This is a genomic window from Arenibacter algicola (genome assembly GCF_018860365.1).
GTDB classification, from domain to species: Bacteria; Bacteroidota; Bacteroidia; order Flavobacteriales; family Flavobacteriaceae; genus Arenibacter; species Arenibacter algicola_B.
This window is the reverse complement of the sequence record NZ_JAHKPO010000006.1, coordinates 38547-60472: the sequence shown is the minus strand read 5'-3', so window position 1 is coordinate 60472 and position 21926 is coordinate 38547. Positions and strand designations below refer to the sequence as shown.

Here is a 21926-nt window from a genome sequence, read left to right as displayed (position 1 = left end):
CAAAAAAAATTTACCAATGGCAAGTATAAAAGATTTAAAGAAAGACATTAATTACGTTTTAGGAGATATTATTGAAGCGGTGTATTTAGTGGAAGCTTCTGGAAATAAGCAAAATTCAAAAGAAGGTAATGCAATAATAGATAATGCAATAGAAGTCTTTGACGAGTTGATCGCGAAAGTAAACCAGAAGTCGGTGGAGAACAGACCGGCCCATTTAAAATCCGTTAAAGCGGAATTGGAAACCAAAGCAGGTTCTTTAATTGAACAACTTAATAAATTAGGGTAGTATTTCCCTTAGTAGGTATTTAAAAAAAGCATCCATTTATTGGATGCTTTTTTTTATTCTTTAGTTTCTTTCCTAAGGTTTTCAATATGTTCTTTTAATTCCTTACCGTACTTGGAATTGGCTACATCAACAGAGAGCGTATTGTTTATAGAGTCCAAATATTTAAGGTTGGCATCTGAAACTTCCTTTACAGCAATGTAAGGTGCTACATAGGAATCTGCATTGTTCAACGCAAAATTAATGGCGTAGAGGTACCCTCTCTTAACATTTTTTTCGGTTAAATCTTGAAGTGAATCAAAAGCAACAGAGTCACTTTGGGTATTGGGATCCATACTCAACCTTGCGTATTCCAAATTCTTAGTGTTGAACTTGGACATTACTTCCAGATATTCCTTTAGCTTCTCATTACTTTTAGACCCCTCAATTTTCGCATTAAGGTCGAAGGTGTTCCAATTGGTATTAATGGTTATTGTTCCAGGTTCCCCAAAGAAGGTAATTCGGTCATTTATGCTATTGTTATCCTTTTTATCAAGGTATAGGTAGAACAACTCAGGACTTTCCAGTTCCGTGGTAAAGGAAAAATTACCATCCCCATCCACTACAAGCGAATCAACTGTGACCAAGGTAGTATCCGCAATGTGTTGCAGATAAAGGGTCCCTTTTTTCAGCCCCTTTACATTTCCGGTAACGGTCATGGTATTTTCAGTACTGCCGCCCCCACAAGAGCTAATAATTATTGCCAGTACCGCGACCATTAAAATTTTCTTCATATTATTTTTTTTGAAGCGCAAATATCATTAAAGTTTATTGAATTTTAAACTTTTGATGCAATTTCCATGAGAATTGTACAAAGTATGGCACCACCAGTACCTACCACATAGCCAAAAACGGCCAGTAAAACACCGACCGAGGTCAATGAAGGGTGAAACTCCGCAGCTACCACAGGGGCAGAGGCTGCACCTCCTACGTTGGCCTGACTACCCACGGCAAGAAAGAAATAGGGAGCCTTGATCAATTTGGCAACAACGATCAGCAAAACAGCGTGAATCGTGATCCACACAAACCCTATAGCAATTAGGCCCGGGTTTTCAAAAACCTTGCCCAAATCCATTTTCATACCTATGGTGGCCACCAAGATATAGATAAATACACTGCCTAATTTACTTGCTCCGGCCCCTTCATAATTCTTTGCCTTGGTAAAGGAGAGTACTATCCCCACTACGGTTGCCAGAACTACCATCCAAAAGAAACTGGAACCCAAAAAGGATAGAAAACTTTTATTATCGCTTACGCTTTCAAAGGTGCTGGTCAAATATGAACTGATATAATCCCCAAAAAAATGGGAAATACCAACCCCCGTAAAGGCAAAAAACAGCATCATCATATAATCCTTTAATGTGGGGACCCTGGTTATTTTTTCGGTGAACTTGGAAACTTTTATTCTAAGTTCTTCAATAGCAGAGGTGTCCGCCTTAAGCCAACGGTCTATTTTTTTTGTTTTTCCTACGCCCAACAAAATAACGGCCATCCAAACGTTGGCGACCACTATATCAACCAAAACCATTCCGCCATATTTGTCCGGATTGTACTGATAAATTTCGAGCATTGCAGCTTGGTTGGCTCCCCCACCGATCCAACTACCGGCAATAGTGGCAAGACCTCTCCAAATGGCATCAAAATCGTTTCCGCCAACGGTTTCAGGAGAGAATATGGATATTAATAAAATTGCCAATGGCCCACCTATTATGATTCCTACCGAACCGGTAAGGAACATGATCAGGGCTTTTGATCCCAAATTGGCAATAGCTTTAAGATCAATACTCAAGGTCATTAAAATCAAGGCCGCCGGCAACAAATATCTACTGGCCATAAAGTAGAGACCGGAGGTCTCGTCCGATATTAAACCACTACTGGCCAATATGGAAGGCAGTACATAGCACATTAGAACGGCAGGTACTATATTGTAGAATTTACTCCAAAAACCAGTTTTTAAGGAAGAGGTGTAAAATATAAATCCCAAACAAAGGGTAAGTAGTCCAAATACAACGGTATCATTGGTAATAATTGGTTCGTTCATATAAAAATTAGTTCAATAGGGCTTTTCAGTTCCGCCAAATATAATCAAATTAAAATATGCTGTTTTATATAATGGGCCACCCCGTCCTCAGAGTTTTTCAGGGCAAGATCGCTGGCAATACCTTTTACTTCTTCACGGGCGTTGGCTACCGCTATTCCACGACCTACGTTTTGAAGCATTTCCATATCGTTGTAATTGTCACCAAAGGCAATAACGTCGTTTAAACTTTCATGGTCTTCCAGCAACAGTTTAATGGCGGTTAATTTGGAAACCGATTTTGGGGCAATTTCGATCAGGGTATCGTTGGAACGATACAGGTTCAGGGTTTGGTTGAAATTTTTTTGAAGTATCGGGAAAAGACCGTCGGTATTTTCTTTGTTTCCCATCAGCATAATTTTATGGGCTCCAATTTTTCTATCCCTCCAGTCCTCAATGGTGGCTTGGGTATGCCTATAGGTGGGAAGGGTTTTAGTATATTTTATTTCTTTTTGTACGCGCTCAGAGTCCATTTCTACATACCATTCGCTTTTTGAATATAGGCCCAGCTGAATTCCGACCTTGTTGGCCATGTCATATATTGAGGCTATTTGGTCCATATTGATATAAGTGGAGAACAATTCTTTTGAACCGTGCAGTACCAACGCCCCATTGTAACATATAATGGGTTCATTTTCTATGCCTAGATTTTTTTGAATATAGGTCATGGACTGCGGCATTCTGGCCGAGACCAGTATAATCCTTAGATGGTCCTTTATTCTTTTGATTTCCGAAATTGTAAAATCGGAGACATTATCCTTAAAGGTCAATAAAGTGCCATCCAAATCGGAACATAAAATTTTGAAATCCATATTGGGGGACTGGGTTTAGGTTTTTGGAATTAATTTGTTGGCAAAGATAAGTTTTAAGTACAAAATAGGTAATGGAGTTGTTTCAATGGTACTTATTGCACCTGTCTGAAGTATGTTTAAAATTATTCCTCTTTTTGTTTGGGCGCACGTTTGGCCTCTTTTAGTTCCTTCATCAACATCCATTCTATTTGGCCATTTACACTACGAAATTCATCCGAAGCCCATTTCTCAATGGCTTTCAGCATATCTTCATTTAATCGCAATGCAAAAGCTTTCTTTTTACTCATATGATCAGTTTTTACCACTTTAAAATTATTTTAAAAACTTTAAAGAAGGTCCTGATAGATTTATTTCACCTTTCAATATTCCTTGGCCTAGGTGTTCGCTTCGTTTTCAAACTTGGAATCCAATATTATACTTCGATTTTTTTAACAAGGTTCTGCCCTATATATCGGCAAAGATAAGGGTACATAGGTCTATTGCCAAAGATAGCCAACGGTATGTTGACCATAAAAACCAGACCATAACGGGCGTATAATATTACCTTGCAATGATTAATGGTTAAGTGTCCCGGCATTGACAATTGGCGATGCATCCTTATCCGAGCAAAGGACTACCATAAGATTGCTTACCATAGCCGCTTTTCGTTCCTCGTCCAAGTCAATTATTTCCTTCTTTCCTAATTGATCCAGCGCCATTTCTACCATGCTTACCGCACCTTCCACTATTTTATGTCTCGCAGCTACAATTGCCGTGGCCTGTTGCCTTTTTAACATGGCATTGGCAATTTCTTGGGCATAGGCCAGATATCCAATTCTGGCTTCCAATACTTCTATGCCTGCCATGGCCAATCTTTCCTGAACCTCTTTTTCCAAGGCTTCGCTTACTTCATTTACACTGGATCGTAAGGTAATATCCTCCGTATGGCCCTCATCCGCAAAATTGTCATAGGGGTACATGCTGGCCAATTTGCGTACAGCGGCATCTGTTTGTACGCGGACGAAATTCTTATAGTCGTCCACTTCAAAGGCAGCCTTATATGTATCGGTAACCCTCCATACCAAAATGGTACTGATCATGATTGGATTTCCAAGCTTATCATTGACCTTTAGGCGCTCACTGTCAAAATTACTGGCCCTCAGGGAAATTTTATTTTTGTTATAAAAGGGATTGACCCAGAAAAGGCCATTTTTTTTAATGGTACCCATATACTTCCCAAAGAGGAGTAGCACCCTGGATCCATTGGGATTTACCAAAACAAACCCACGTAATGATATAATACATATGACGAAGATTGGTAACGCCAGCGGTACGCCACCGACTACTAGCACAATGGCTAATATGAAGAGCCCTAATAATACAGGTAGCATAATATAGCCATTGGTAGGGATAATATTTTTTTCTTGTTTCATGGTGATTGATTTATAATGATATTAAAATGATATCATAAAGATATAAATAATTTAATAACCATGAACACTTTGGTACTAAATAAATCTCGAGCGTTTAAGTCTTTGTATTACCGGTTTTAAAATCTTTGGTTTTCTTCTTTTTGGGATTCTTGAAAAGCCTTTTAAAAAAGCCATCCCTTTTTACCGGGTCGCAATCCAGTTTGTTCATCACAGCGGAACTAGGAGAGGGAAATTTGGCTTTGGTTATGTGGTCAAAGGATTTGTCAGCATTTAACTTTTGTATCCAAAGCGCAAAAATGGGCAATGCCGCATTGGCGCCCTGTCCCAAGCTTGTGCTGCTAAAGCCAATTTCATGGTTGTCCAATCCCACCCATGTTATGTTAAGTAGCTTAGGGGTCAAAGCTACGAACCAGGCATCCTTGTTGTTTTGTGTTGTTCCGGTTTTTCCGGCAATGTCATTTTTAATTCCATAGGTAGAACGAATACGGGCAGCAGTACCGCTATTCACTGTGGCCTTCATCATCTCTAACATAATTTGGCCTGTTTCTTCTGAAAAGGCCCTTTTTTCGGCTACAACTGGCTTAAAGGTCTCAATTATGGAATCCTTTTCGTTGGTAATTCTGTGGATTAAAAATGGGGTGACAGATTTGCCATTGTTCAGAAAACTGGCATAGGCACCTGCCAATTCATTGATTTTGATCTCGGCAGTGCCCAATGCCAATGAAGGTAGTGAGGGCAATGGGGTTTCAATACCCATTTTCTGTGCTTGCCCTATTACATTGGGAATACCTGTTTTTTCCAAAACCTTCACCGCCACGGTATTAACAGAGTTGCTCAGGGCCTCTTCCATGGAATAATTTAGGTAGGCCTCATCTTTCTTTCCGGAATTACTGGGAGACCAACCCTCCATATTTTTATAGGCAACTTCTTGAGCGGAAAAGTAGGTGCAGGGCGTTATGCCATTTTCAAGGGCAGCGGTATAGACAATGGGTTTAAATGCAGAGCCTACTTGACGCTTGCTCTGTGAAATATGATCGTATTTGTAGTGTTTAAAATTAATTCCACCGATCCAAGTCTTAACCGCTCCGGTTGTTGGATCCATGGATAGAGATCCGGTATTTAAGAATTTAAGATAGTGCAATAAACTATCTATGGTACTGGCAGAGCGCATTTCATCCTGATTCCAATTGCTCAACTGTATTTCTTTTTTTAAGTTCATCGAGTCCATTATTGCCTTCTCGTTGAGCCCTGCGTTCTTCCATTTTTTATAGGGTTCGGAACTCTGTATAATTTTATTAATGAGCTTTTGGTCCCTAATCCAGGGCGCGCGCTTACCATAGCTTTTTTCAAAGCTGTTTTGAAGTGCTTTCATATGTTGCTCCATTGCTTCTTCTGCCAATAACTGCATTTTGGAATCCAATGTGGTATAAATTTTAAGTCCGGAAGTGTAAATATTGTATTCCAATCCCTTTTCTTTTTGCGCTTTGGCCCAACTTAGCATTTGTTTTCTTACCTCTTCCCTAAAGTAGGGAGCTATGCCCTCATTGTAATCGTATTCCCGATAATCCAGTTGTAATGGAAGTAGTTTAAGGCTATCTGCCTCTTTTTGTGATATAAAATCATTGGAATACATGGATTGTAATACCAAATTACGCCTGTTTAAGCTGTTTTTTGGAAAAACGCGGGGGTTATAACCATAGGTTGCCTTTAACATGCCTACTAGTGTAGCGCTTTCTTGCAGCTCAAGTTCCTTTGCAGATTTATTGAAGAATTTTAAGGAAGCACTTTCTATTCCGAAAGTGTTGTCTCCAAAGGAAACGGTGTTCAAATAAAGCATCAGAATTTCTTCCTTGGAGTACATGGATTCCAAGCGGGAAGCTATTATCATTTCCTTAAATTTTGATATGGCCAGATTAAACTTTCCGGATTTTTCCCTGGGATATAAATTCTTGGCAAGTTGTTGGCTAATGGTGCTACCACCACCTGCCGATTGATCCTGCATTAGGATGGTCTTGAAGGCCACGCGTACAAGACTCTTGTAATCTATTCCAGAATGATCATAAAAGCGCTCATCCTCAATAGCCACCAAGGCCTCTATTAAATTTTTAGGTACATCCTCATATTGTACGGGCTGCCTGTCGAACAGAAAATACTTACCTATAAGGACACTGTCTGCAGAATAGACTTCGGAAGCTCTTTGGTACTTGAAATCCGAAAGTTCCTTCTTGCCGGGAAGTTTTCCCCATGCCCCCATATATATACTCAGGACCAATAAAAGAACGGAGCTACCTATTACCAGTAAAGAAATTATTCCAATCCTTAGAAAGGGATTTTTTATATTCTTCAACATCATCTTTTACAATTAAGAACTGCAAGATTAAATTAAAAAATCAAAAGGATTGACTTCTTAACAATTAGTTATACTTCAATTCATTAATTTTGAGCTCCCTCAAGATTTAGATTTATAGAATTTCCTTGAATTTTTTCAAAGGTTATTATCCAGTTTTTAAATATTAGCTAGTTTTTGATACGTTTGGTATTGATAAAGCAAACAACATATAGTAATATGAAAAGAATTACGGTACTGTGCCTACTTATTTTTCAACTAAGCTATGGCAACGATATGGAATGGTCCAAGACCGGACACAGAACCATTGGGGAGGTTGCGCAGCAACATTTGTCTGGAAAGACCAAAAAGGCCTTAAAGAAACTTTTAAATGGGCAAAGTCTGGCTTTGGTTTCAAATTATGCAGATGAAATAAAGGCAGATCGTAGCTTTTCCAAATTTAGCCCCTGGCATTATGTAAATTACCCATCCGATAAAAAATACACAGAGGTTCCACCTAGTGAGGCGGGAGATATAATTATAGGAATAGAAAAGTGTATTGAAATAGTTAAGGATAAGAATAGCACGGAAGAGGATAAAGTATTTTACTTAAAAATGTTGATCCATTTGATAGGGGATCTGCACCAACCTATGCATGTGGGCAGGTTGGAGGATAAAGGGGGCAATGATATCCAATTGCAATGGTTTGGAAGAGGTACCAATCTCCATAGATTATGGGACTCCAATATGATAGATGACTATGGAATGAGCTATTCGGAATTGGCAAATAATTTACCGGAGCTTACCAAGGGTCAAATTAAATTTATTCAGCAGGGCAATATATATGACTGGGTAGAGGAATCCCAGGATATTGCCAATGAACTTTATGGTTCGGTAGAGGTAGGTGAAAAATTGGGCTATGCCTATGATTATAAATATTGGGCTACCCTGGAGAAACAACTGCAAAAGGGAGGTTTACGCTTGGCCAAGGTGTTGAACGAGCTTTTTTCTTAAGTAATTTTTGCAAATTTTATTAAAAATAACTTGCCTTTCTTCTTTCAAAACTAATCTTATAGTATGGTGTTATATTTAATTATAGGTAGCTTAAAATCAATGTCTTATGGTGTATTTTGTTTTTCTTGGGCCTATTATCGAAAAAAACATGACTTTTGACCAATTTTTATATTAATTGGCAAAGAAGTTGAGTTATTGTTATTGAAGTTGGGTGTGAGGAGACTAACGTAAATGCCTGGTAGGTTAGGGGCAGTGTCCAACGGAAATAACAAAGGCATAAAAAAATCGGTTTTCGTAACCGATTTTTTTATTTAATGACCCTAAAGGTAATATTGATGCGTTCCTGTATTGGTTTGGCAGTTTTTGGAATTTGGTGATACCAACAATGCTGGGTTTCCCCTTTCATAAGAAGTAAACTCCCGTGTTCCAATAATAATTTTTGCTTTAAATCTTTTTTCAATTTATGTTTTAGGTGAAAGTAGCGTTCTTGTCCAAGGCTTATGGATGCAATTGCGGGATTTTTTCCCAAGGCCTTCTCATCATCGGCATGCCAGCCATTACTATCCTTACCGTCTCTATATAGGTTTAACAGGCAGCTTGTAAAGTGTATGCCAATTTCCCTTTGCAGCTTATTCCTCAATTCCAGTAACTCGGCTGTAAATGCATGTGGATGCATTGTAATATTGGAATAGGAATAGGGTTTGCTGTTTTCCCCAAATAAGGCGGTTAACCTGGGCTGGGGATATGTTTTGCCAAATACTGTAATATCATCCTGCTGCCAAGGGGTAGTTTCTTTAAGCGCCTTAAAATAATGATCCGCTTCAATTGCGCTTAAAAAATTGGGATAATAAACTATGTCACTATCTGGGAGTTGTAGCTCTATTTTTTTCGTACATAAAGGGTTCACGATTGAAGTACACTTTTCAGCTCGTTTCTATATTCTGACGGATTCTGACCGGTAAAAGCTTTAAAGGACTTGTTGAAATGTGAGAAATTGTTGAATCCACTTTCAAAACATACCTCTGTTATACTAATGGGTTTTTCTGCCAATAATTTTGAGGCATGTACCAATCTACACTCATTAACAAACTGTACGAAGGTCTTATTTGTTATTTTTTTAAAGTATCTGCAGAACGACGGTACTGTCATACTCACCAAATCAGAAATCTCTTCTAGGGTTATTTCCTCCTTAAAGTTTGTTTTTACGTAATTGAAAACAATGTTTATCCTGTCATTGTCCTTTACTTCCGTTTGAAGTGAAAAACCCTGTGCGTTCAATACCTGATATTCCTTGGAATTCCCCAACTCATTTAAAATATTCAGAATGGAGAGAAGACGTTGAAAATCGGTCTGATATTCCATGATTTCAATTTTTTCACCAATTTTTTTCTTCGTACTACCAGTAAAGGCAACCCCTCCTTTAGCAATTTGAAAAAGGCTTTGAATTTTTTTCATTTCGGGGATATTGAAAAAATCGTTCCCTAAAAAATCCTGTTTCATTTGTACCACGCTTTCGTTTTTATTGCCTGTAAGTACATCAGTGAAGCCACAATGGGGCAGGTTGGATCCAATTAGGATTAAATCTCCATCGGTATAATAGGAAACGTGGCTTCCAATTTGTCGCTTTCCAGAACCCCCATTGACATAAACCAGTTCAATTTCAGGGTGATAGTGCCATACCCCAATTTTATTAGGGTTGTGTTCATCATACTGTTGATAGGTGTAAGAATGACCGAAATCAGGTTCTATGGCCTCAAATGTAGGTTTAGGTATCATAAGTTAATTTCATTAGGTTAAGTAAAGGTAATACAGCTATTTTGGACAATTCTGTGCAAAATTAACCTAAATGTGTCTAAAATTAACCTCTTAACAATTATTTAATATACAGCTATGGTAAAATAGAATAGAAACTGGAGAATTCTGGAGTAGTGGGAAGGGAATACCTGGTCTACATTTGCCATATAAATGATTTATTAATATTAAATCCTAAATGTTATGAAAGCAGTTTTAAAATTAACAGCAGTGGCAGCCTTATTACTTAGTAGTACTATAGCTATGGCCAACGACCCAGGAATGTACTTGACAACAGTTAAAGAAGCAAAAAGATTGGTTCTTAAATTAAATAAGCAAACTGAATCTTCTACATTGACTTTGACCGATACGGAGAAGCATCAAATATTCATGGAGAATATTAAGGAAGACGAAGATTATACCAAAAAGTTCGACTTATCGAAATTAGAGGAAGGTCTTTATTTTTTAAAGATGGAAAGCCTTACCAGGACTGTAGAGTTTACCATAAGTGTAGAGGATTCTGAAGTAAATGTTATAGCACGTGATGAGATTACAAAACCATTCTTTAGAAAAAACGGTGATGTTCTTTATTTAAACTACTTGAACCAAAAGCTAAGTCCTGTAGTTATTAATGTTGTAGACAGTTCCAACAGGGTTGTCTTCACTCAAAAATTTGATAAAGAATTGGTTGTAGGAAAGGTTTTCAACTTTACCAATGCTGTAAAAGATGAGTATACAGTATCTGTTAGTGAAGGTACCAAAACTTATTACGAAACCATTTCGGTGAATTAATTTATGAAAAAGTAAATATCATTAAAGTAAAAAATAGGGGCCAATCGGTCCCTATTTTACTTTTCTGCTATACGTATTTTTTAAGTCGATCTCTTTTATACTCAGGTAGCGAAGGGTTATTGATCGCTTTTTGAAGAATTATGGGGTCTTTTTCCTTTGCAAGAATAATTTGAAAGCATTCTTTTACTGTCAGAGTGTTTTCGGATTTTTTCAGCAATATAATCTTATCTCCTGTTTTTACTTGGCCTTCCTCCAATATACGAACGTAGGTTCCGGAATAGCCATAATCTATAAATTCCTTTAATATTTTGGCATTGCCAAAGCGAACTCCCAACTTATAACAGGGTTCCCTAGGCTGTGAGACCTGTACTAAGGCCCTTCCAATACTATAAATGTCACCGATTCTCATTTGGGATTCATCCAAGCCTTCTACGGTAAGATTTTCTCCGAACATTCCCCAATCCCATTCCAAATCCGGATATAACCCTTTCCAATACGGGTAGTGGCCTGATGCAAAAAGGTAGCAGGCTTTATTGAATCCGGCATGGTGTACCCTATCTATAACGGTATCCTTTAGAACATCCATTTTACTTAGAAAAAGAGGTTCGTCCGTTGGATATTTAAATATCCCTGTTTGCTCCTCCCTTCCATTCCATAGAAAGGTGGTAGCTTTTCCAATATTTGTGGAGATAACTTTCATATGATAAAGATAGAAAACCACTGTAAATTAATATTAAGATGGTTTTACTTTATTTGGGCATTTGCCTTATTCCTATTATGTTCAAATTTTTGTTCCAAAGAGGTTTTGTGCAAGAGGATTTTTGCCTTGGTACACTATATTCCAAAATAGGAATAGGCCCAGTACATAAGCACAAATTGAAGGGGGATTCTTAGAATTAGGATCCATTTTGGGATTCCTGCCGATTCTTTTTCGCCCTTTAGCATATAGAAGTGAACCAATAGAAATACGGTAAGCATTAAAATGATGCCGATGATAGAGCTATTTTTAGTAGCAGGGAAGCACAGTCCCAGACCCAAAAGAATTTCAGCCAGGCCACTTAGGGATACCAATAGCTTATGATTGGGCAAGTATCTGGGCATTATGCGCAAATAGACTTTTGGAACAATAAAATGCATTATACCTGCCAATACATAAATAGATGCCAAAAGATAGAGGTGCCAAGGGTAGTCCATTTGCTAAAGGTATAAATAAAAGAAGCTGAATTGCACAAGGCAATTCAGCTTCTTATAATTATCATTAAAAAATGATTATTTCACCATTTCATAACTTCTCTTAATGAACTTGGTAAGTTCTTCACCTTTCAACAATCCTTTGGATAAACGTGCCAGATCGAGGGACTGGTTAATAAGTCGCTCTTTCTTTTTGGCCGTTTTTGTGTTTAATATTTCAGAAACCAATTCATGGTTGGTGTTCACCACTAAATTGTACATTTCCGGCATGTTTCCCATGCCGAACATTCCACCACCGCCGGTTTGCTGCATTTCTTTCATACGTCGCATAAACTCCGGTTCTGTAATAATGAACGGAGAAGAGCTACTATCCATAGCTTCCAATTGAATGGTATAGCTTTTGTTGTTGATGGCAGTCTCGATATCGGTTTTTAAGGTCTCTTTTTCCTCGTCGGACAGCTTGGAGATTTGGGTGTCCTCTTTTTTGATGAGATTGTCCAAATGATCAGCGTCTACCCTGGCAAAGGAAATTTTCTCCTTGGAAGTTTCCAGTTTTTGCATTAAGTGGGATACTATAGGGGAATCTAACAATAAAACCTCAAATCCCTTGGCCTTGGCAGCCTCTATATAACTGTGTTGTTCTTCCTTGTTGGAGGCATAAAGTATTACCAATTTATCGTCCTTGTCCGTTTGGTTGGCTTTTAGTTTCTCCTGTAGTTCCTCAAATGTATAATATGCTCCGTCTACTGTAGGATATAATGCAAACTTATCCGCTTTCTCAAAGAATTTGTCCTCGGAAAGCATTCCGTATTCTATAACGATTTTGATATCGTTCCATTTTGCTTCAAAATCTTCTCTATTATTTTTAAATAAGGAGCTTAGTTTATCGGCAACTTTACGGGTGATATAGGTCGATATTTTCTTGACCGCTCCATCGGCCTGTAAGTAAGATCTACTAACGTTCAACGGAATATCCGGAGAATCTATAACCCCTCTCAGCATGGTTAAAAACTCAGGGACAATTCCTTCCACGTTGTCAGTGACAAAAACCTGGTTTTGGTATAATTGAATCCTATCCTTTTGGGTATTTAAATCATTGGTCAATTTTGGGAAATACAAAATCCCTGTCAGATTAAAAGGATAATCTACGTTTAGGTGGATATGGAACAAAGGCTCTTCAAATTGCATTGGGTAGAGTTCCCTGTAGAACCCCTTATAATCCTCATCCGTTAATTCCGTTGGCTGTTTGGTCCAAGCCGGATTGGGATTGTTGATTATGTTGTCTACCTCCTTTGTAGGTGCAGGATCTTCTTCTTTAGCTCCTTCCGGTTTGGGAAGGGTCTCCGTTGTAGTCCCGAACTTAATGGGGATAGGCATAAACTTGTTATACTTTCTAAGTAAGGTGCCAATTTTACCTTCTTCCAAAAATTCTGTGGAATCATCTGCAATGTGAAGGATTATTTCCGTACCACGGGTAGTTTTCTTAGCCTTTTTAAGGGTGAAATTGGGCGATCCATCACAGGTCCAATGTGCTGCAGGTTCGTCTTTATAGCTCTTGGTGATAATTTCTACTTTGGATGCCACCATGAACGCAGAATAGAATCCTAGTCCAAAATGACCAATTATACCTGAGTCTTTGGCAGAATCCTTGTATTTGTCCAAGAATTCTTCAGCCCCTGAAAACGCAATTTCATTGATGTATTTCTGTACTTCCTCCTCGGTCATACCTACACCTTCATCAATAATATGTATTTTCTTTCCTTCCTTATCGATCTTTACCTCAATAAGTGGATTTCCATATTCTACCTTGGCTTCCCCTATAGTAGTAAGGTGCTTTAATTTTAAAGTTGCATCTGTTGCGTTCGAAATGAGCTCCCGTAAAAATATTTCATGGTCGCTGTATAGGAATTTTTTTATGAGCGGAAATATGTTCTCTACGGAAACATTGATCTTGCCTGTGGCCATACTTCTATTTTTTTTAAGTTTAACGAATTAACACTGTCAAAAAAAATACCATTGTTGGTAGAGGTGACAAACTGACATTTTTTAGTGGGTTTAAAATGATACTAATGTCATTGTGCTTATTAAAATTCCCTTTATGGCCGTATGACCAAAATCATCATATTCGTATATATTTTTATTTAAATTGGGTGTAACTAAATTTATTTCTCATATTTTAGATTTTGTAATAGAAAAAGAAGGGGGCAACGGCTTCCCAAAAACTTAATTTTCCAATAGATGTTCAATTCAAAAATAATTGGTCTAGGTTACTATGTACCTAAAAATGTGGTTACCAACGATGATTTGTCAAAAATAATGGACACCAATGATGCTTGGATTCAGGAGCGTACTGGTATTCAGGAAAGACGACACGTTATAAAAGGTGATGGGGACACCACTACCACTATGGGCGTTAAAGCAGCAAAGATTGCTATAGAACGCTCTGGAATAGATAAAAATGATATAGACTTTATCGTCTTTGCCACACTAAGTCCTGATTATTATTTTCCTGGTCCCGGGGTCTTGGTGCAACGGGATTTGGACATAAAGACAGTTGGTGCCTTGGATGTACGTAATCAATGCTCGGGATTTGTTTATGCATTGTCCGTCGCAGATCAATATATAAAAACGGGGATGTACAAAAATGTTCTGGTGATAGGATCCGAACTTCATTCCCACGGACTCGATATGACTACCAGGGGTAGGGGAGTTTCAGTGATTTTTGGCGATGGGGCAGGAGCTGCTATCGTAAGTAGGGAGGAAGATAACCAAAAGGGTATTCTTTCCACCCATTTGCATTCCGAAGGACAGCATGCTGAGGAATTGTCCCTTATAGCGCCAGGGATGGGAAAGCGTTGGGTCAATGATATTTTGGAAGATAATGATCCCAACGATGAATCTTATTTGCCCCATATGAACGGTCCGTTTGTTTTTAAGAACGCCGTGGTCCGGTTTAGTGAAGTAATCATAGAAGGGCTAAAAGCTAATAATTTGGAAGCTAAGGATATAGATATGTTGGTGCCCCATCAAGCGAATCTAAGGATATCCCAGTATATACAAAATAAGTTTGGCCTAGGGGATGACCAGGTGTTCAATAATATTATGAAATACGGTAATACAACTGCAGCCTCTATACCTATTGCATTGACCGAAGCTTGGGAGCAGGGAAAAATTAAGTCTGGAGATTTGGTGGTGCTCGCCGCCTTTGGTAGTGGATTTACTTGGGGCAGCGCCATAATAAGGTGGTAAGGGACTAAGAATTATGATATAAAAAATAAAACCCGGAACAAATGTTCCGGGTTTCTTTCATTGATAGACTATACTAAACACTAACCATTAACTATAAATATATAGCGTTATCAATGACCAATTTCTTTATATACACCTTAAAGTACGAATATTCTATTACCTGCTTACAAGTATTAACACACTTTAACTTCAAAATAGCAGAGTGTTAACACCAATATTTGGGTGCCGTTCCTTATAGGGAATAAGCCAATAAATTTTAATTGCGTTGCGGCTATAGGACTGGGGGAACTATGCCTGGGACAAAATAAAGGTTAATAATTATATTATCAAAATAAACCTCTCACAAGTTTATCTTAATTTTCTGAAAATCAGCGTTAATTTTATGGGATTTAATGTTCTAAAAGGCATTTACAAGAATTCGAAATATGAAATATATGTTTTGGTATATGTTCTTAATTTATTGTAAATCAGAATATAATGTACTTATTTATTCCATTGGATTCGACTTCTTGTATTGTATTTTTTTTAGGTGAAGGCTTAATTAGATGGTGGGTTTTGGGCTTGAAAATAAATGTAATTACATAAAGCAGGTCTGTCGATGAAAGGTTGTATGTTTCGGTAAAAGGTAAGTAGTAATTCGGAAAAGAAGTGTGTTGCTAAATTGGATGCTTGGGAATGAAGTATGTCAACATCCATTAAGTAGGTCGTGTTTACAATTGCGACTTAAGTAAATGTTTTATTGTTGTGCCTTGATGATTTGGATTGTTCAATCCCTGAAATTTACTTTTAGGGGGAATGCCTTAATATAATGGTATAAAATTGTAATTTTGTGGATATGGAATTTTCATCTAAATTATTGGAAAATGCGGTCTATGAGATGTCCCAATTACCGGGAATAGGAAAACGCACGGCCTTGAGGTTGGTCCTGCATCTCTTAAAGCAGCCAAAGGAGCAAACTGCCAGATTGGCCAATGCGTTGGTCAACTTAAAAGACAATATTAAATTCTGTAAAAATTGCCATAATATTTCCGATGTAGAGGTTTGTGAGATTTGTTCAAACCCTCGGAGGGATGAAAGTCTTGTTTGTGTGGTGGAGGATATTCGGGATGTGATGGCCATTGAGAATACAGGTCAGTTTTTAGGGCTATACCATGTCCTTGGCGGGAAAATTTCCCCCATGGAAGGTGTGGGGCCACAAGATTTGACAATTTACTCTTTGGTCGACAAGGCGAAGCAAGGGAAAATTAAGGAATTAATTTTCGCTTTAAGCTCTACCATGGAGGGGGATACCACCAACTTTTATATATACAGGCAATTAGAAGGTTTGGGGGTAAAAACTTCGACCATTGCAAGGGGTATTGCCGTGGGGGATGAACTTGAATACGCCGATGAAGTGACTTTGGGAAGAAGCATTCTGAATAGAATTCCGTTTGAGAATTCGTTAAAAGTATAGGAGTTGTAAGTAAAAAGCATGAATAAAAGTCAAAAATATGGCCTTTTATTTATTAGTTTTGCAAATTATTAATCATTATAAGTGTATTAAATAAGGATATGTCAAAATTTGAGCTAAAATTACCACAAATGGGAGAGAGTGTTGCAGAGGCAACACTTACCTCATGGCTGAAGGAAGTTGGTGATACCATAGAAATGGATGAAGCGGTTTTTGAAATTGCTACGGATAAGGTGGATTCCGAAGTTCCTAGCGAGGTAGATGGCATTTTGGTGGAGAAATTATTCAATATAGATGATGTTGTTAAGGTGGGTCAGACCGTGGCCATTATAGAATTAAACGGAAGTGGTTTTAGTTCTGAACATGAACAGGATGGTGAAGTTTCTGCGGCAAAAGAAGATGCCCCGAACAAAGCGGTCGAGGAATTGGAAGTAGCGGTGTTGAGTGCCAAGGAAAGCGCTACCGCTCCGGTAATGGATTATAGTGGATCCGATAGATTTTATTCCCCTTTGGTAAAAAATATAGCGAAGCAGGAAGGAATTACCTTGGCCGAGTTGGATACCATTAATGGTACGGGAAGTGAAGGCAGGGTGACAAAAAATGATATTTTGGAATATGTTGCTTCCGGAAAGGCAAGCGGGGGACAACCTTTTGAGGAAAAAAAGGAAGAGCATGTAATGCCTGTGGTCGAAAAAGTGGAGCAAGTAACCAAGCCTGTTCCTGTTAAAAAAGAGGAACCAATACAAGAAGTGGTTAAACCAGCTTTGGAAAAGGAACAGCCCACTAACGGGGACGAGCATATTCCTTTGACCCGTATGGGTAAATTGATAGTCCAGCATATGACCACAAGTGTTGCTACTTCGGCACACGTACAAAGTTTTGTAGAGGTAGATGTGACCAACGTGGTCAATTGGAGGAATAAGGTCAAGGATGCCTTTGAAAAAAGGGAAGGTGAGAAACTTACTTTTACCCCTATTTTTATGGAAGCTGTGGCCATTGCTTTGAAGAAGTATCCTATGGTGAATATATCCCTGGACGGAGATACCATAATAAAGAAAAAGAACATAAATATAGGTATGGCCGCGGCTTTGGCCGATGGAAATTTGATTGTTCCCGTGATTAAAAATGCCGATCAGTTAAACTTGGTGGGCATGGCCAAAGCGGTCAACGATTTGGCCAAGAGGGCCAGGAACAATGCATTAAAACCAGATGAGGTAAAGGACGGTACCTATACCGTTACCAATGTAGGTACCTTTGGCAGTGTTTTTGGCACGCCAATTATAAATCAGCCCCAAGTGGGTATCCTGGCATTGGGGGCTATACGTAAAATGCCCGCAGTGGTCGAAACCAAGGAGGGCGATTTTATTGCCATCAGAAGTAAGATGTATTTATCCCATAGCTATGATCACAGGGTAGTGAACGGGGCCTTGGGCGGAATGTTTGTAAAGGCCGTAGCCGATTACTTGGAGGCTTGGGACGTGAATAGGGAGATTTAGTAAATCTCTACTGTTTTGTTCAGTCCTCTATTGGTTTTAAAGTATTGCTTTGTTCCATGGTTTGTAGGGATGGCCAGGAGTCTACACATTTAATTTTGATTCATATCCATAGATTTCCCTGCAATGAAGAGGATTTTGAACATTTTGTGGGTCTATTTTTAGCCAAAACCTTTGTAAAAACTATATTTGCATAAAGAACCTACATCATGCAATTAAAGCTTACAAGGCCAATTTGTTTTTTCGATTTGGAGACCACAGGTACTAATGTTGCCAAGGATAGAATAGTGGAAATAGCTATTCTAAAAGTCTATCCAAATGGGAATAAGGAAAGCAAAACATGGCTGGTTAACCCAGAAATGGAAATCCCTGCCGAAGTGGTGGCTATTCATGGCATTTCTAACGAGAAAGTGGCCAACGAACCTACATTTAAACAGCTCTCCAAAGAAATTCATAAAATGATCAAGGACTGTGATTTGGGAGGTTATAATTCCGATCGCTTCGATATTCCACTTTTGGCAGAAGAGATGCTCAGGGCCGAAATAGATTTTGATATGAAGAATACCGTTTCGGTGGATGTGCAGACCATTTTTCATAAAATGGAGAAAAGAACCTTGGAGGCGGCCTATAAATTCTATTGCGATAAAAATCTTATAGATGCCCATAGTGCGGAGGCGGATACCTTGGCTACCTATGAAGTGCTATTGTCACAATTGGACCGTTATCCTGAATTGGAAAACAACATTAAAAAGCTATCCGAATTTACAACTAGAAAACAATCGGTAGATTTTGCGGGATTTATTGTGTTGGATGAAGATGGGGAGGAGATTTTTTCCTTCGGAAAACACAAGGGTAAAAAAGTACATGCCGTTTTGGAAAATGAACCTGGATATTTTGGTTGGATATTGAACGCCGATTTTCCACTGTACACTAAAAAGGTTTTGACCCAAATAAAATTGAGCAAGTTGAACAATAAGCTGGGTTAAGGGTTTAATAAGGGTAATTATTTATTGTTGAAAGCTTTATTTGATATACATGCTGGGTTTAAATTCCAAAGCTGGGTGCTAAACATTTCTATATAATATGAAGATTATTTGTATTGGTCGCAACTATGTTGATCACATAAAGGAATTGAACAACGAGAGACCTACAGATCCGGTCCTGTTTATTAAACCGGACTCCGCTGTTTTACCAAAAGAACAGGATTTTTATATCCCCGAGTTTTCCAATGACATACACTACGAAGTGGAAGTTTTGGTGAAAATTAAAAAAGTGGGCAAGCACATAGATGCCCAGTTTTCCCATACCTATTATGATGAAATTGGTTTAGGAATAGATTTTACGGCCAGGGATCTTCAGTCCCAATTAAAGGAAAAAGGATTGCCTTGGGAAAAGGCCAAGGGTTTTGATGGATCTGCGGTCATAGGTAAATGGTTGCCGAAATCCAGTTTTGGTGATGTAAACCATTTAAACTTCCAACTTAAAAAGAACAATGAGGTTGTACAGGAAGGGAACACCAGTTTAATGCTTTGGAAGATCGATGAAATAATTTCCTATGTTTCCAGTTTTTTTACGTTGAAAAAAGGAGACATTATTTTTACAGGTACCCCTGCCGGTGTTGGTAGAATAAGTGCAAATGATTATCTTTCGGGTACTTTGGAGAATGAACAAATGTTCTCATTAAATATAAAATAGATGATTTATAGTCTGGACAAGATAAATGAAATGGCAGATGGTGATGATGAATTCATTAAATCGGTCGTTGCTGTTTTTTTGGAAGAAGTTCCCCAAGATTTGGACGAACTGGAGAAAGCATTAGTGGTGAAAAATTATGATAGTGTATATAAATTGGCGCATAAAATTAAACCTAATGTAGATTTGCTGGGTATGGAACAAACCCGGGCAATAGCTCTTCAGATAGAAACTTTGGGAAAAAAGGAAGAGAATACGGAAGAAATTGAGCGACTGGTGCCTTTGCTTAAAAAGGACGTAGATCAAGTGGTATCAGAATTGAAAAACGACTTTAGGATTTAATGTTTGCTGAAATCATAACTATTGGCGATGAGATTCTCATTGGTCAAATTATAGATACAAATTCTGCCTTCATTGCCCAAGAACTAAATAAGATTGGGGTTTCCGTGTACCAGATTTCTTCGGTACAGGATGAAAGGCTGCATATTCTCGAAGCACTTAAGGAAGCGGAAGCTAGGGCCGATGTTATTATAATAACGGGTGGACTGGGCCCTACCAAAGATGATATCACCAAACATACGCTTTGCGAATATTTCAATGATACTTTGGTGGAAAACAAGGAAGTGCTGGCCCATGTAGAGGCTATCTTTAAAAAACACTTGGGAATACCCTTGTTGGAGGTCAATAAAAATCAAGCTTTGGTGCCTTCCAAGGCAGATGTGCTCCACAATGAATTTGGTACGGCACCCGGAATGTGGATTAAAAGGGAAGGGAAAGCCTTTGTTTCATTGCCAGGTGTGCCCTTCGAGATGAAGAATCTAATAACATCCAAGGTAATTCCACGAATTATACAGGAGTTTAAGCGGCCATATATTGTGCATAAGACCATCATTACCTATGGTATAGGGGAAAGTTCCTTGGCGGATAGGATATCCTCTGTAGAGGACAACCTGCCCAGTATGGTGAAATTGGCCTATCTACCTAGCCTTGGTTCTGTAAGGCTCAGGCTTTCTGCAAAAGGAAACAACAGTGAGCAGTTAAATGACTTGGTCGATATTGAGGCGAAAAAAATTAGAAATCTTTTGGGGGACCTTGTCCTTGGAGAGGCAGGGGACGAGCCCGTGGAATCTGTAATTGCCCAATTATTGACAAAAAAGGGGATGACCTTGGGGACGGCGGAGAGCTGTACCGGAGGAAAAATAGCCCAACAGATAACTAGTATACCGGGGGCATCGGCTTATTTTAAAGGGAGTATTGTGAGTTATGCCACCGAAACCAAAATAGAGGTGCTCAAGGTGTCGAAGACTACAATTGACCAGTTTTCTGTGGTAAGTGCCGAAGTTGCCGTTGAAATGGCCACCAATCTGCAAAAAATGTTAAAGACGGATTTTGCTATTGCTACTACAGGGAATGCAGGTCCAACAAAAGGCGACTCAGATGCTGAGGTGGGGACTGTGTTTATAGCGGTTGTTTCCCCTAAAGCTACAGTGGTAGAGAAATATCGTATGGGAAGTCAGCGTGAAAGAATTGTGCAAAAGACTGTAAATAAGGCTTTTGAAATGCTTCAAAAAGAAATTTTAAAATTCTGACAAAGAATTTTGTCCGTCCCATAAAATTAATTTAAATTTGCACCCTGTTTATAACAAAATAAAAGTAGAGAGATGTCAAAAGTTTGTGATGTTACTGGAAAGAGAGCCATGTTTGGGAACAATGTGTCCTTCTCGATTAATAAAACCAGAAGAAGATTTGATGTAAATCTTTCTAAAAAGCGTTTCTATATTCCAGAAGAAGATCGTTGGGTAACCTTAAAGGTTTCCGCTAAAGCTCTAAAGAGTATTAATAAAAAAGGAATTTCCGTTGTTTTAAAAGAAGCAAAGGAAAAAGGGTTAATTAAATAATCCTGAAATACTAAGATAACAATGGCAAAGAAAGGTAACAGAATTCAGGTTATTTTGGAGTGTACAGAGCATAAGGAATCTGGCATGCCAGGTACTTCAAGGTACATAACCACTAAGAACAAAAAGAACACTCCAGATAGGATGGAAATTAAAAAATTCAATCCTATTCTAAAGAGAATGACAGTTCATAAAGAAATTAAATAATACGTCATGGCAAAGAAAACGGTAGCGAGTTTACAAACAAGTTCAAAAAGATTGACCAAGGCCATTAAAATGGTAAAGTCACCTAAAACAGGTGCTTACACTTTTATGGAGTCTGTAATGAGCCCAGAAATGGTAAACGACTGGTTGAAAAAAAATTAATAACCTAAATTTATTGGTTATAAAGCTACTTTCTGATGAAAGTA

At 38.3% G+C, this 21926-nt stretch carries 24 protein-coding genes; 13 read left to right on the top strand and 11 right to left on the bottom strand.

Going from position 1 to position 21926, the window contains the following annotated elements; translation table 11 throughout:
- Positions 1-16 precede the first annotated feature (16 nt).
- Positions 17-286 carry a hypothetical protein gene (locus KO529_RS06910; RefSeq protein ID WP_031444811.1) on the top strand — a complete coding sequence of 90 codons (270 nt, stop codon included), beginning with the start codon at positions 17-19 and terminating at the stop codon, positions 284-286.
- A 53-nt stretch (positions 287-339) separates the two neighbouring features.
- Here the strand turns inward: KO529_RS06910 and KO529_RS06905 are convergent, their stop codons facing one another.
- The 6 genes from KO529_RS06905 to KO529_RS06880 form a co-directional block, all read right to left on the bottom strand.
- On the bottom strand, positions 340-1056 hold the full coding sequence (locus KO529_RS06905; RefSeq protein WP_215947193.1) for a DUF4369 domain-containing protein: 717 nt from the start codon (positions 1054-1056) through the stop codon (positions 340-342).
- Positions 1057-1100: 44 nt separating this feature from the next.
- Positions 1101-2363 (bottom strand): DUF819 family protein, encoded by a 1263-nt coding sequence (locus KO529_RS06900; RefSeq protein ID WP_215947192.1) that lies wholly within the window; start codon positions 2361-2363, stop codon positions 1101-1103.
- Positions 2364-2407: 44 nt separating this feature from the next.
- A complete protein-coding gene (locus KO529_RS06895; protein WP_215947191.1) occupies positions 2408-3211 on the bottom strand; it encodes a Cof-type HAD-IIB family hydrolase in 804 nt (267 codons plus the stop codon).
- A 122-nt stretch (positions 3212-3333) separates the two neighbouring features.
- The gene (locus tag KO529_RS06890) at positions 3334-3498 is read right to left on the bottom strand and encodes an Arc family DNA-binding protein (RefSeq protein ID WP_215947190.1); all 165 of its coding nucleotides are present in this window, start codon (positions 3496-3498) and stop codon (positions 3334-3336) included.
- A gap of 267 nt (positions 3499-3765) precedes the next feature.
- Positions 3766-4623, bottom strand: coding sequence for an SPFH domain-containing protein (locus KO529_RS06885; RefSeq protein ID WP_215947189.1), 858 nt, complete (start codon positions 4621-4623; stop codon positions 3766-3768).
- A gap of 94 nt (positions 4624-4717) precedes the next feature.
- Positions 4718-6976 carry a penicillin-binding protein 1A gene (locus KO529_RS06880; RefSeq protein ID WP_215947188.1) on the bottom strand — a complete coding sequence of 753 codons (2259 nt, stop codon included), beginning with the start codon at positions 6974-6976 and terminating at the stop codon, positions 4718-4720.
- Positions 6977-7189: 213 nt separating this feature from the next.
- On the opposite strand from KO529_RS06880, the gene KO529_RS06875 reads away from it, so the two are divergent.
- Positions 7190-7963: a S1/P1 nuclease gene (locus tag KO529_RS06875; RefSeq protein WP_215947187.1), complete on the top strand. Its 774-nt coding sequence runs from the start codon at positions 7190-7192 to the stop codon at positions 7961-7963.
- Between the two features lie 307 nt (positions 7964-8270).
- Here the strand turns inward: KO529_RS06875 and KO529_RS06870 are convergent, their stop codons facing one another.
- A complete protein-coding gene (locus KO529_RS06870) occupies positions 8271-8870 on the bottom strand; it encodes an alpha-ketoglutarate-dependent dioxygenase AlkB family protein (RefSeq protein ID WP_215947186.1) in 600 nt (199 codons plus the stop codon).
- Positions 8867-9739 (bottom strand): AraC family transcriptional regulator, encoded by an 873-nt coding sequence (locus KO529_RS06865; protein WP_215947185.1) that lies wholly within the window; start codon positions 9737-9739, stop codon positions 8867-8869. Before KO529_RS06865 ends, KO529_RS06870 begins: the two co-directional genes overlap by 4 nt.
- Positions 9740-9958: 219 nt before the next feature.
- Between KO529_RS06865 and KO529_RS06860 the strand changes: the two genes are divergently transcribed.
- Complete coding sequence (locus KO529_RS06860; protein ID WP_215947184.1) at positions 9959-10546, top strand: hypothetical protein; 588 nt, start codon at positions 9959-9961, stop codon at positions 10544-10546.
- A 67-nt stretch (positions 10547-10613) separates the two neighbouring features.
- Here the strand turns inward: KO529_RS06860 and KO529_RS06855 are convergent, their stop codons facing one another.
- The 3 genes from KO529_RS06855 to htpG all read right to left on the bottom strand — a co-directional run bounded on the left by KO529_RS06855 (position 10614) and on the right by htpG (position 13702).
- On the bottom strand, positions 10614-11246 hold the full coding sequence (locus KO529_RS06855; RefSeq protein ID WP_215947183.1) for an MOSC domain-containing protein: 633 nt from the start codon (positions 11244-11246) through the stop codon (positions 10614-10616).
- A 134-nt stretch (positions 11247-11380) separates the two neighbouring features.
- Positions 11381-11740 (bottom strand): DoxX family protein, encoded by a 360-nt coding sequence (locus KO529_RS06850; protein ID WP_215947182.1) that lies wholly within the window; start codon positions 11738-11740, stop codon positions 11381-11383.
- A 75-nt stretch (positions 11741-11815) separates the two neighbouring features.
- Positions 11816-13702, bottom strand: coding sequence for a molecular chaperone HtpG (gene htpG / locus KO529_RS06845; protein ID WP_215947181.1), 1887 nt, complete (start codon positions 13700-13702; stop codon positions 11816-11818).
- Positions 13703-13975: 273 nt separating this feature from the next.
- Between htpG and KO529_RS06840 the strand changes: the two genes are divergently transcribed.
- From KO529_RS06840 to KO529_RS06795, 10 genes are all read left to right on the top strand, one after another.
- Complete coding sequence (locus KO529_RS06840; RefSeq protein WP_215947180.1) at positions 13976-14986, top strand: 3-oxoacyl-ACP synthase III family protein; 1011 nt, start codon at positions 13976-13978, stop codon at positions 14984-14986.
- A gap of 835 nt (positions 14987-15821) precedes the next feature.
- A complete protein-coding gene (gene recR / locus KO529_RS06835; protein WP_215947179.1) occupies positions 15822-16439 on the top strand; it encodes a recombination mediator RecR in 618 nt (205 codons plus the stop codon).
- A 98-nt stretch (positions 16440-16537) separates the two neighbouring features.
- Entirely contained in the window at positions 16538-17932 is a 1395-nt protein-coding gene (locus KO529_RS06830; protein ID WP_215947178.1) for a dihydrolipoamide acetyltransferase family protein, read from the top strand.
- A gap of 206 nt (positions 17933-18138) precedes the next feature.
- Positions 18139-18915, top strand: coding sequence for a 3'-5' exonuclease (locus KO529_RS06825; protein ID WP_215947177.1), 777 nt, complete (start codon positions 18139-18141; stop codon positions 18913-18915).
- A 97-nt stretch (positions 18916-19012) separates the two neighbouring features.
- Positions 19013-19624: a fumarylacetoacetate hydrolase family protein gene (locus KO529_RS06820; RefSeq protein WP_215947176.1), complete on the top strand. Its 612-nt coding sequence runs from the start codon at positions 19013-19015 to the stop codon at positions 19622-19624.
- Positions 19625-19963, top strand: coding sequence for an Hpt domain-containing protein (locus KO529_RS06815; RefSeq protein WP_215947175.1), 339 nt, complete (start codon positions 19625-19627; stop codon positions 19961-19963).
- Positions 19963-21210, top strand: a complete 1248-nt coding sequence (locus tag KO529_RS06810; RefSeq protein ID WP_215947174.1) for a competence/damage-inducible protein A — start codon at positions 19963-19965, stop codon at positions 21208-21210. The genes KO529_RS06815 and KO529_RS06810 overlap by 1 nt, the downstream gene beginning before the upstream one ends.
- A gap of 72 nt (positions 21211-21282) precedes the next feature.
- The gene (gene rpmB, locus KO529_RS06805; RefSeq protein WP_031444792.1) at positions 21283-21519 is read left to right on the top strand and encodes a 50S ribosomal protein L28; all 237 of its coding nucleotides are present in this window, start codon (positions 21283-21285) and stop codon (positions 21517-21519) included.
- A 21-nt stretch (positions 21520-21540) separates the two neighbouring features.
- Positions 21541-21723, top strand: coding sequence for a 50S ribosomal protein L33 (rpmG, locus tag KO529_RS06800; protein WP_031444791.1), 183 nt, complete (start codon positions 21541-21543; stop codon positions 21721-21723).
- 6 nt (positions 21724-21729) lie between these two features.
- Entirely contained in the window at positions 21730-21882 is a 153-nt protein-coding gene (locus KO529_RS06795; RefSeq protein WP_069859169.1) for a DUF4295 domain-containing protein, read from the top strand.
- Positions 21883-21926: the final 44 nt, after the last annotated feature.

Excerpts from the sequence above, each read along its gene's own strand:
- KO529_RS06875 (WP_215947187.1), top strand. The coding sequence starts at position 7,190 with ATGAAAAGAATTACGGTACTGTGCCTACTTATTTTTCAACTAAGCTAT.
- KO529_RS06795 (WP_069859169.1), top strand. The coding sequence starts at position 21,730 with ATGGCAAAGAAAACGGTAGCGAGTTTACAAACAAGTTCAAAAAGATTG.
- KO529_RS06840 (WP_215947180.1), top strand. The coding sequence starts at position 13,976 with ATGTTCAATTCAAAAATAATTGGTCTAGGTTACTATGTACCTAAAAAT.
- KO529_RS06855 (WP_215947183.1), bottom strand. The coding sequence starts at position 11,246 with ATGAAAGTTATCTCCACAAATATTGGAAAAGCTACCACCTTTCTATGG.
- KO529_RS06880 (WP_215947188.1), bottom strand. The coding sequence starts at position 6,976 with ATGATGTTGAAGAATATAAAAAATCCCTTTCTAAGGATTGGAATAATT.
- KO529_RS06860 (WP_215947184.1), top strand. The coding sequence starts at position 9,959 with ATGAAAGCAGTTTTAAAATTAACAGCAGTGGCAGCCTTATTACTTAGT.
- KO529_RS06810 (WP_215947174.1), top strand. The coding sequence starts at position 19,963 with ATGTTTGCTGAAATCATAACTATTGGCGATGAGATTCTCATTGGTCAA.
- KO529_RS06850 (WP_215947182.1), bottom strand. The coding sequence starts at position 11,740 with ATGGACTACCCTTGGCACCTCTATCTTTTGGCATCTATTTATGTATTG.
- KO529_RS06905 (WP_215947193.1), bottom strand. The coding sequence starts at position 1,056 with ATGAAGAAAATTTTAATGGTCGCGGTACTGGCAATAATTATTAGCTCT.
- KO529_RS06820 (WP_215947176.1), top strand. The coding sequence starts at position 19,013 with ATGAAGATTATTTGTATTGGTCGCAACTATGTTGATCACATAAAGGAA.
- rpmG (WP_031444791.1), top strand. The coding sequence starts at position 21,541 with ATGGCAAAGAAAGGTAACAGAATTCAGGTTATTTTGGAGTGTACAGAG.
- KO529_RS06815 (WP_215947175.1), top strand. The coding sequence starts at position 19,625 with ATGATTTATAGTCTGGACAAGATAAATGAAATGGCAGATGGTGATGAT.
- KO529_RS06865 (WP_215947185.1), bottom strand. The coding sequence starts at position 9,739 with ATGATACCTAAACCTACATTTGAGGCCATAGAACCTGATTTCGGTCAT.
- KO529_RS06830 (WP_215947178.1), top strand. The coding sequence starts at position 16,538 with ATGTCAAAATTTGAGCTAAAATTACCACAAATGGGAGAGAGTGTTGCA.
- KO529_RS06825 (WP_215947177.1), top strand. The coding sequence starts at position 18,139 with ATGCAATTAAAGCTTACAAGGCCAATTTGTTTTTTCGATTTGGAGACC.
- KO529_RS06910 (WP_031444811.1), top strand. The coding sequence starts at position 17 with ATGGCAAGTATAAAAGATTTAAAGAAAGACATTAATTACGTTTTAGGA.
- KO529_RS06885 (WP_215947189.1), bottom strand. The coding sequence starts at position 4,623 with ATGAAACAAGAAAAAAATATTATCCCTACCAATGGCTATATTATGCTA.
- recR (WP_215947179.1), top strand. The coding sequence starts at position 15,822 with ATGGAATTTTCATCTAAATTATTGGAAAATGCGGTCTATGAGATGTCC.
- KO529_RS06895 (WP_215947191.1), bottom strand. The coding sequence starts at position 3,211 with ATGGATTTCAAAATTTTATGTTCCGATTTGGATGGCACTTTATTGACC.
- KO529_RS06890 (WP_215947190.1), bottom strand. The coding sequence starts at position 3,498 with ATGAGTAAAAAGAAAGCTTTTGCATTGCGATTAAATGAAGATATGCTG.
- rpmB (WP_031444792.1), top strand. The coding sequence starts at position 21,283 with ATGTCAAAAGTTTGTGATGTTACTGGAAAGAGAGCCATGTTTGGGAAC.
- htpG (WP_215947181.1), bottom strand. The coding sequence starts at position 13,702 with ATGGCCACAGGCAAGATCAATGTTTCCGTAGAGAACATATTTCCGCTC.
- KO529_RS06900 (WP_215947192.1), bottom strand. The coding sequence starts at position 2,363 with ATGAACGAACCAATTATTACCAATGATACCGTTGTATTTGGACTACTT.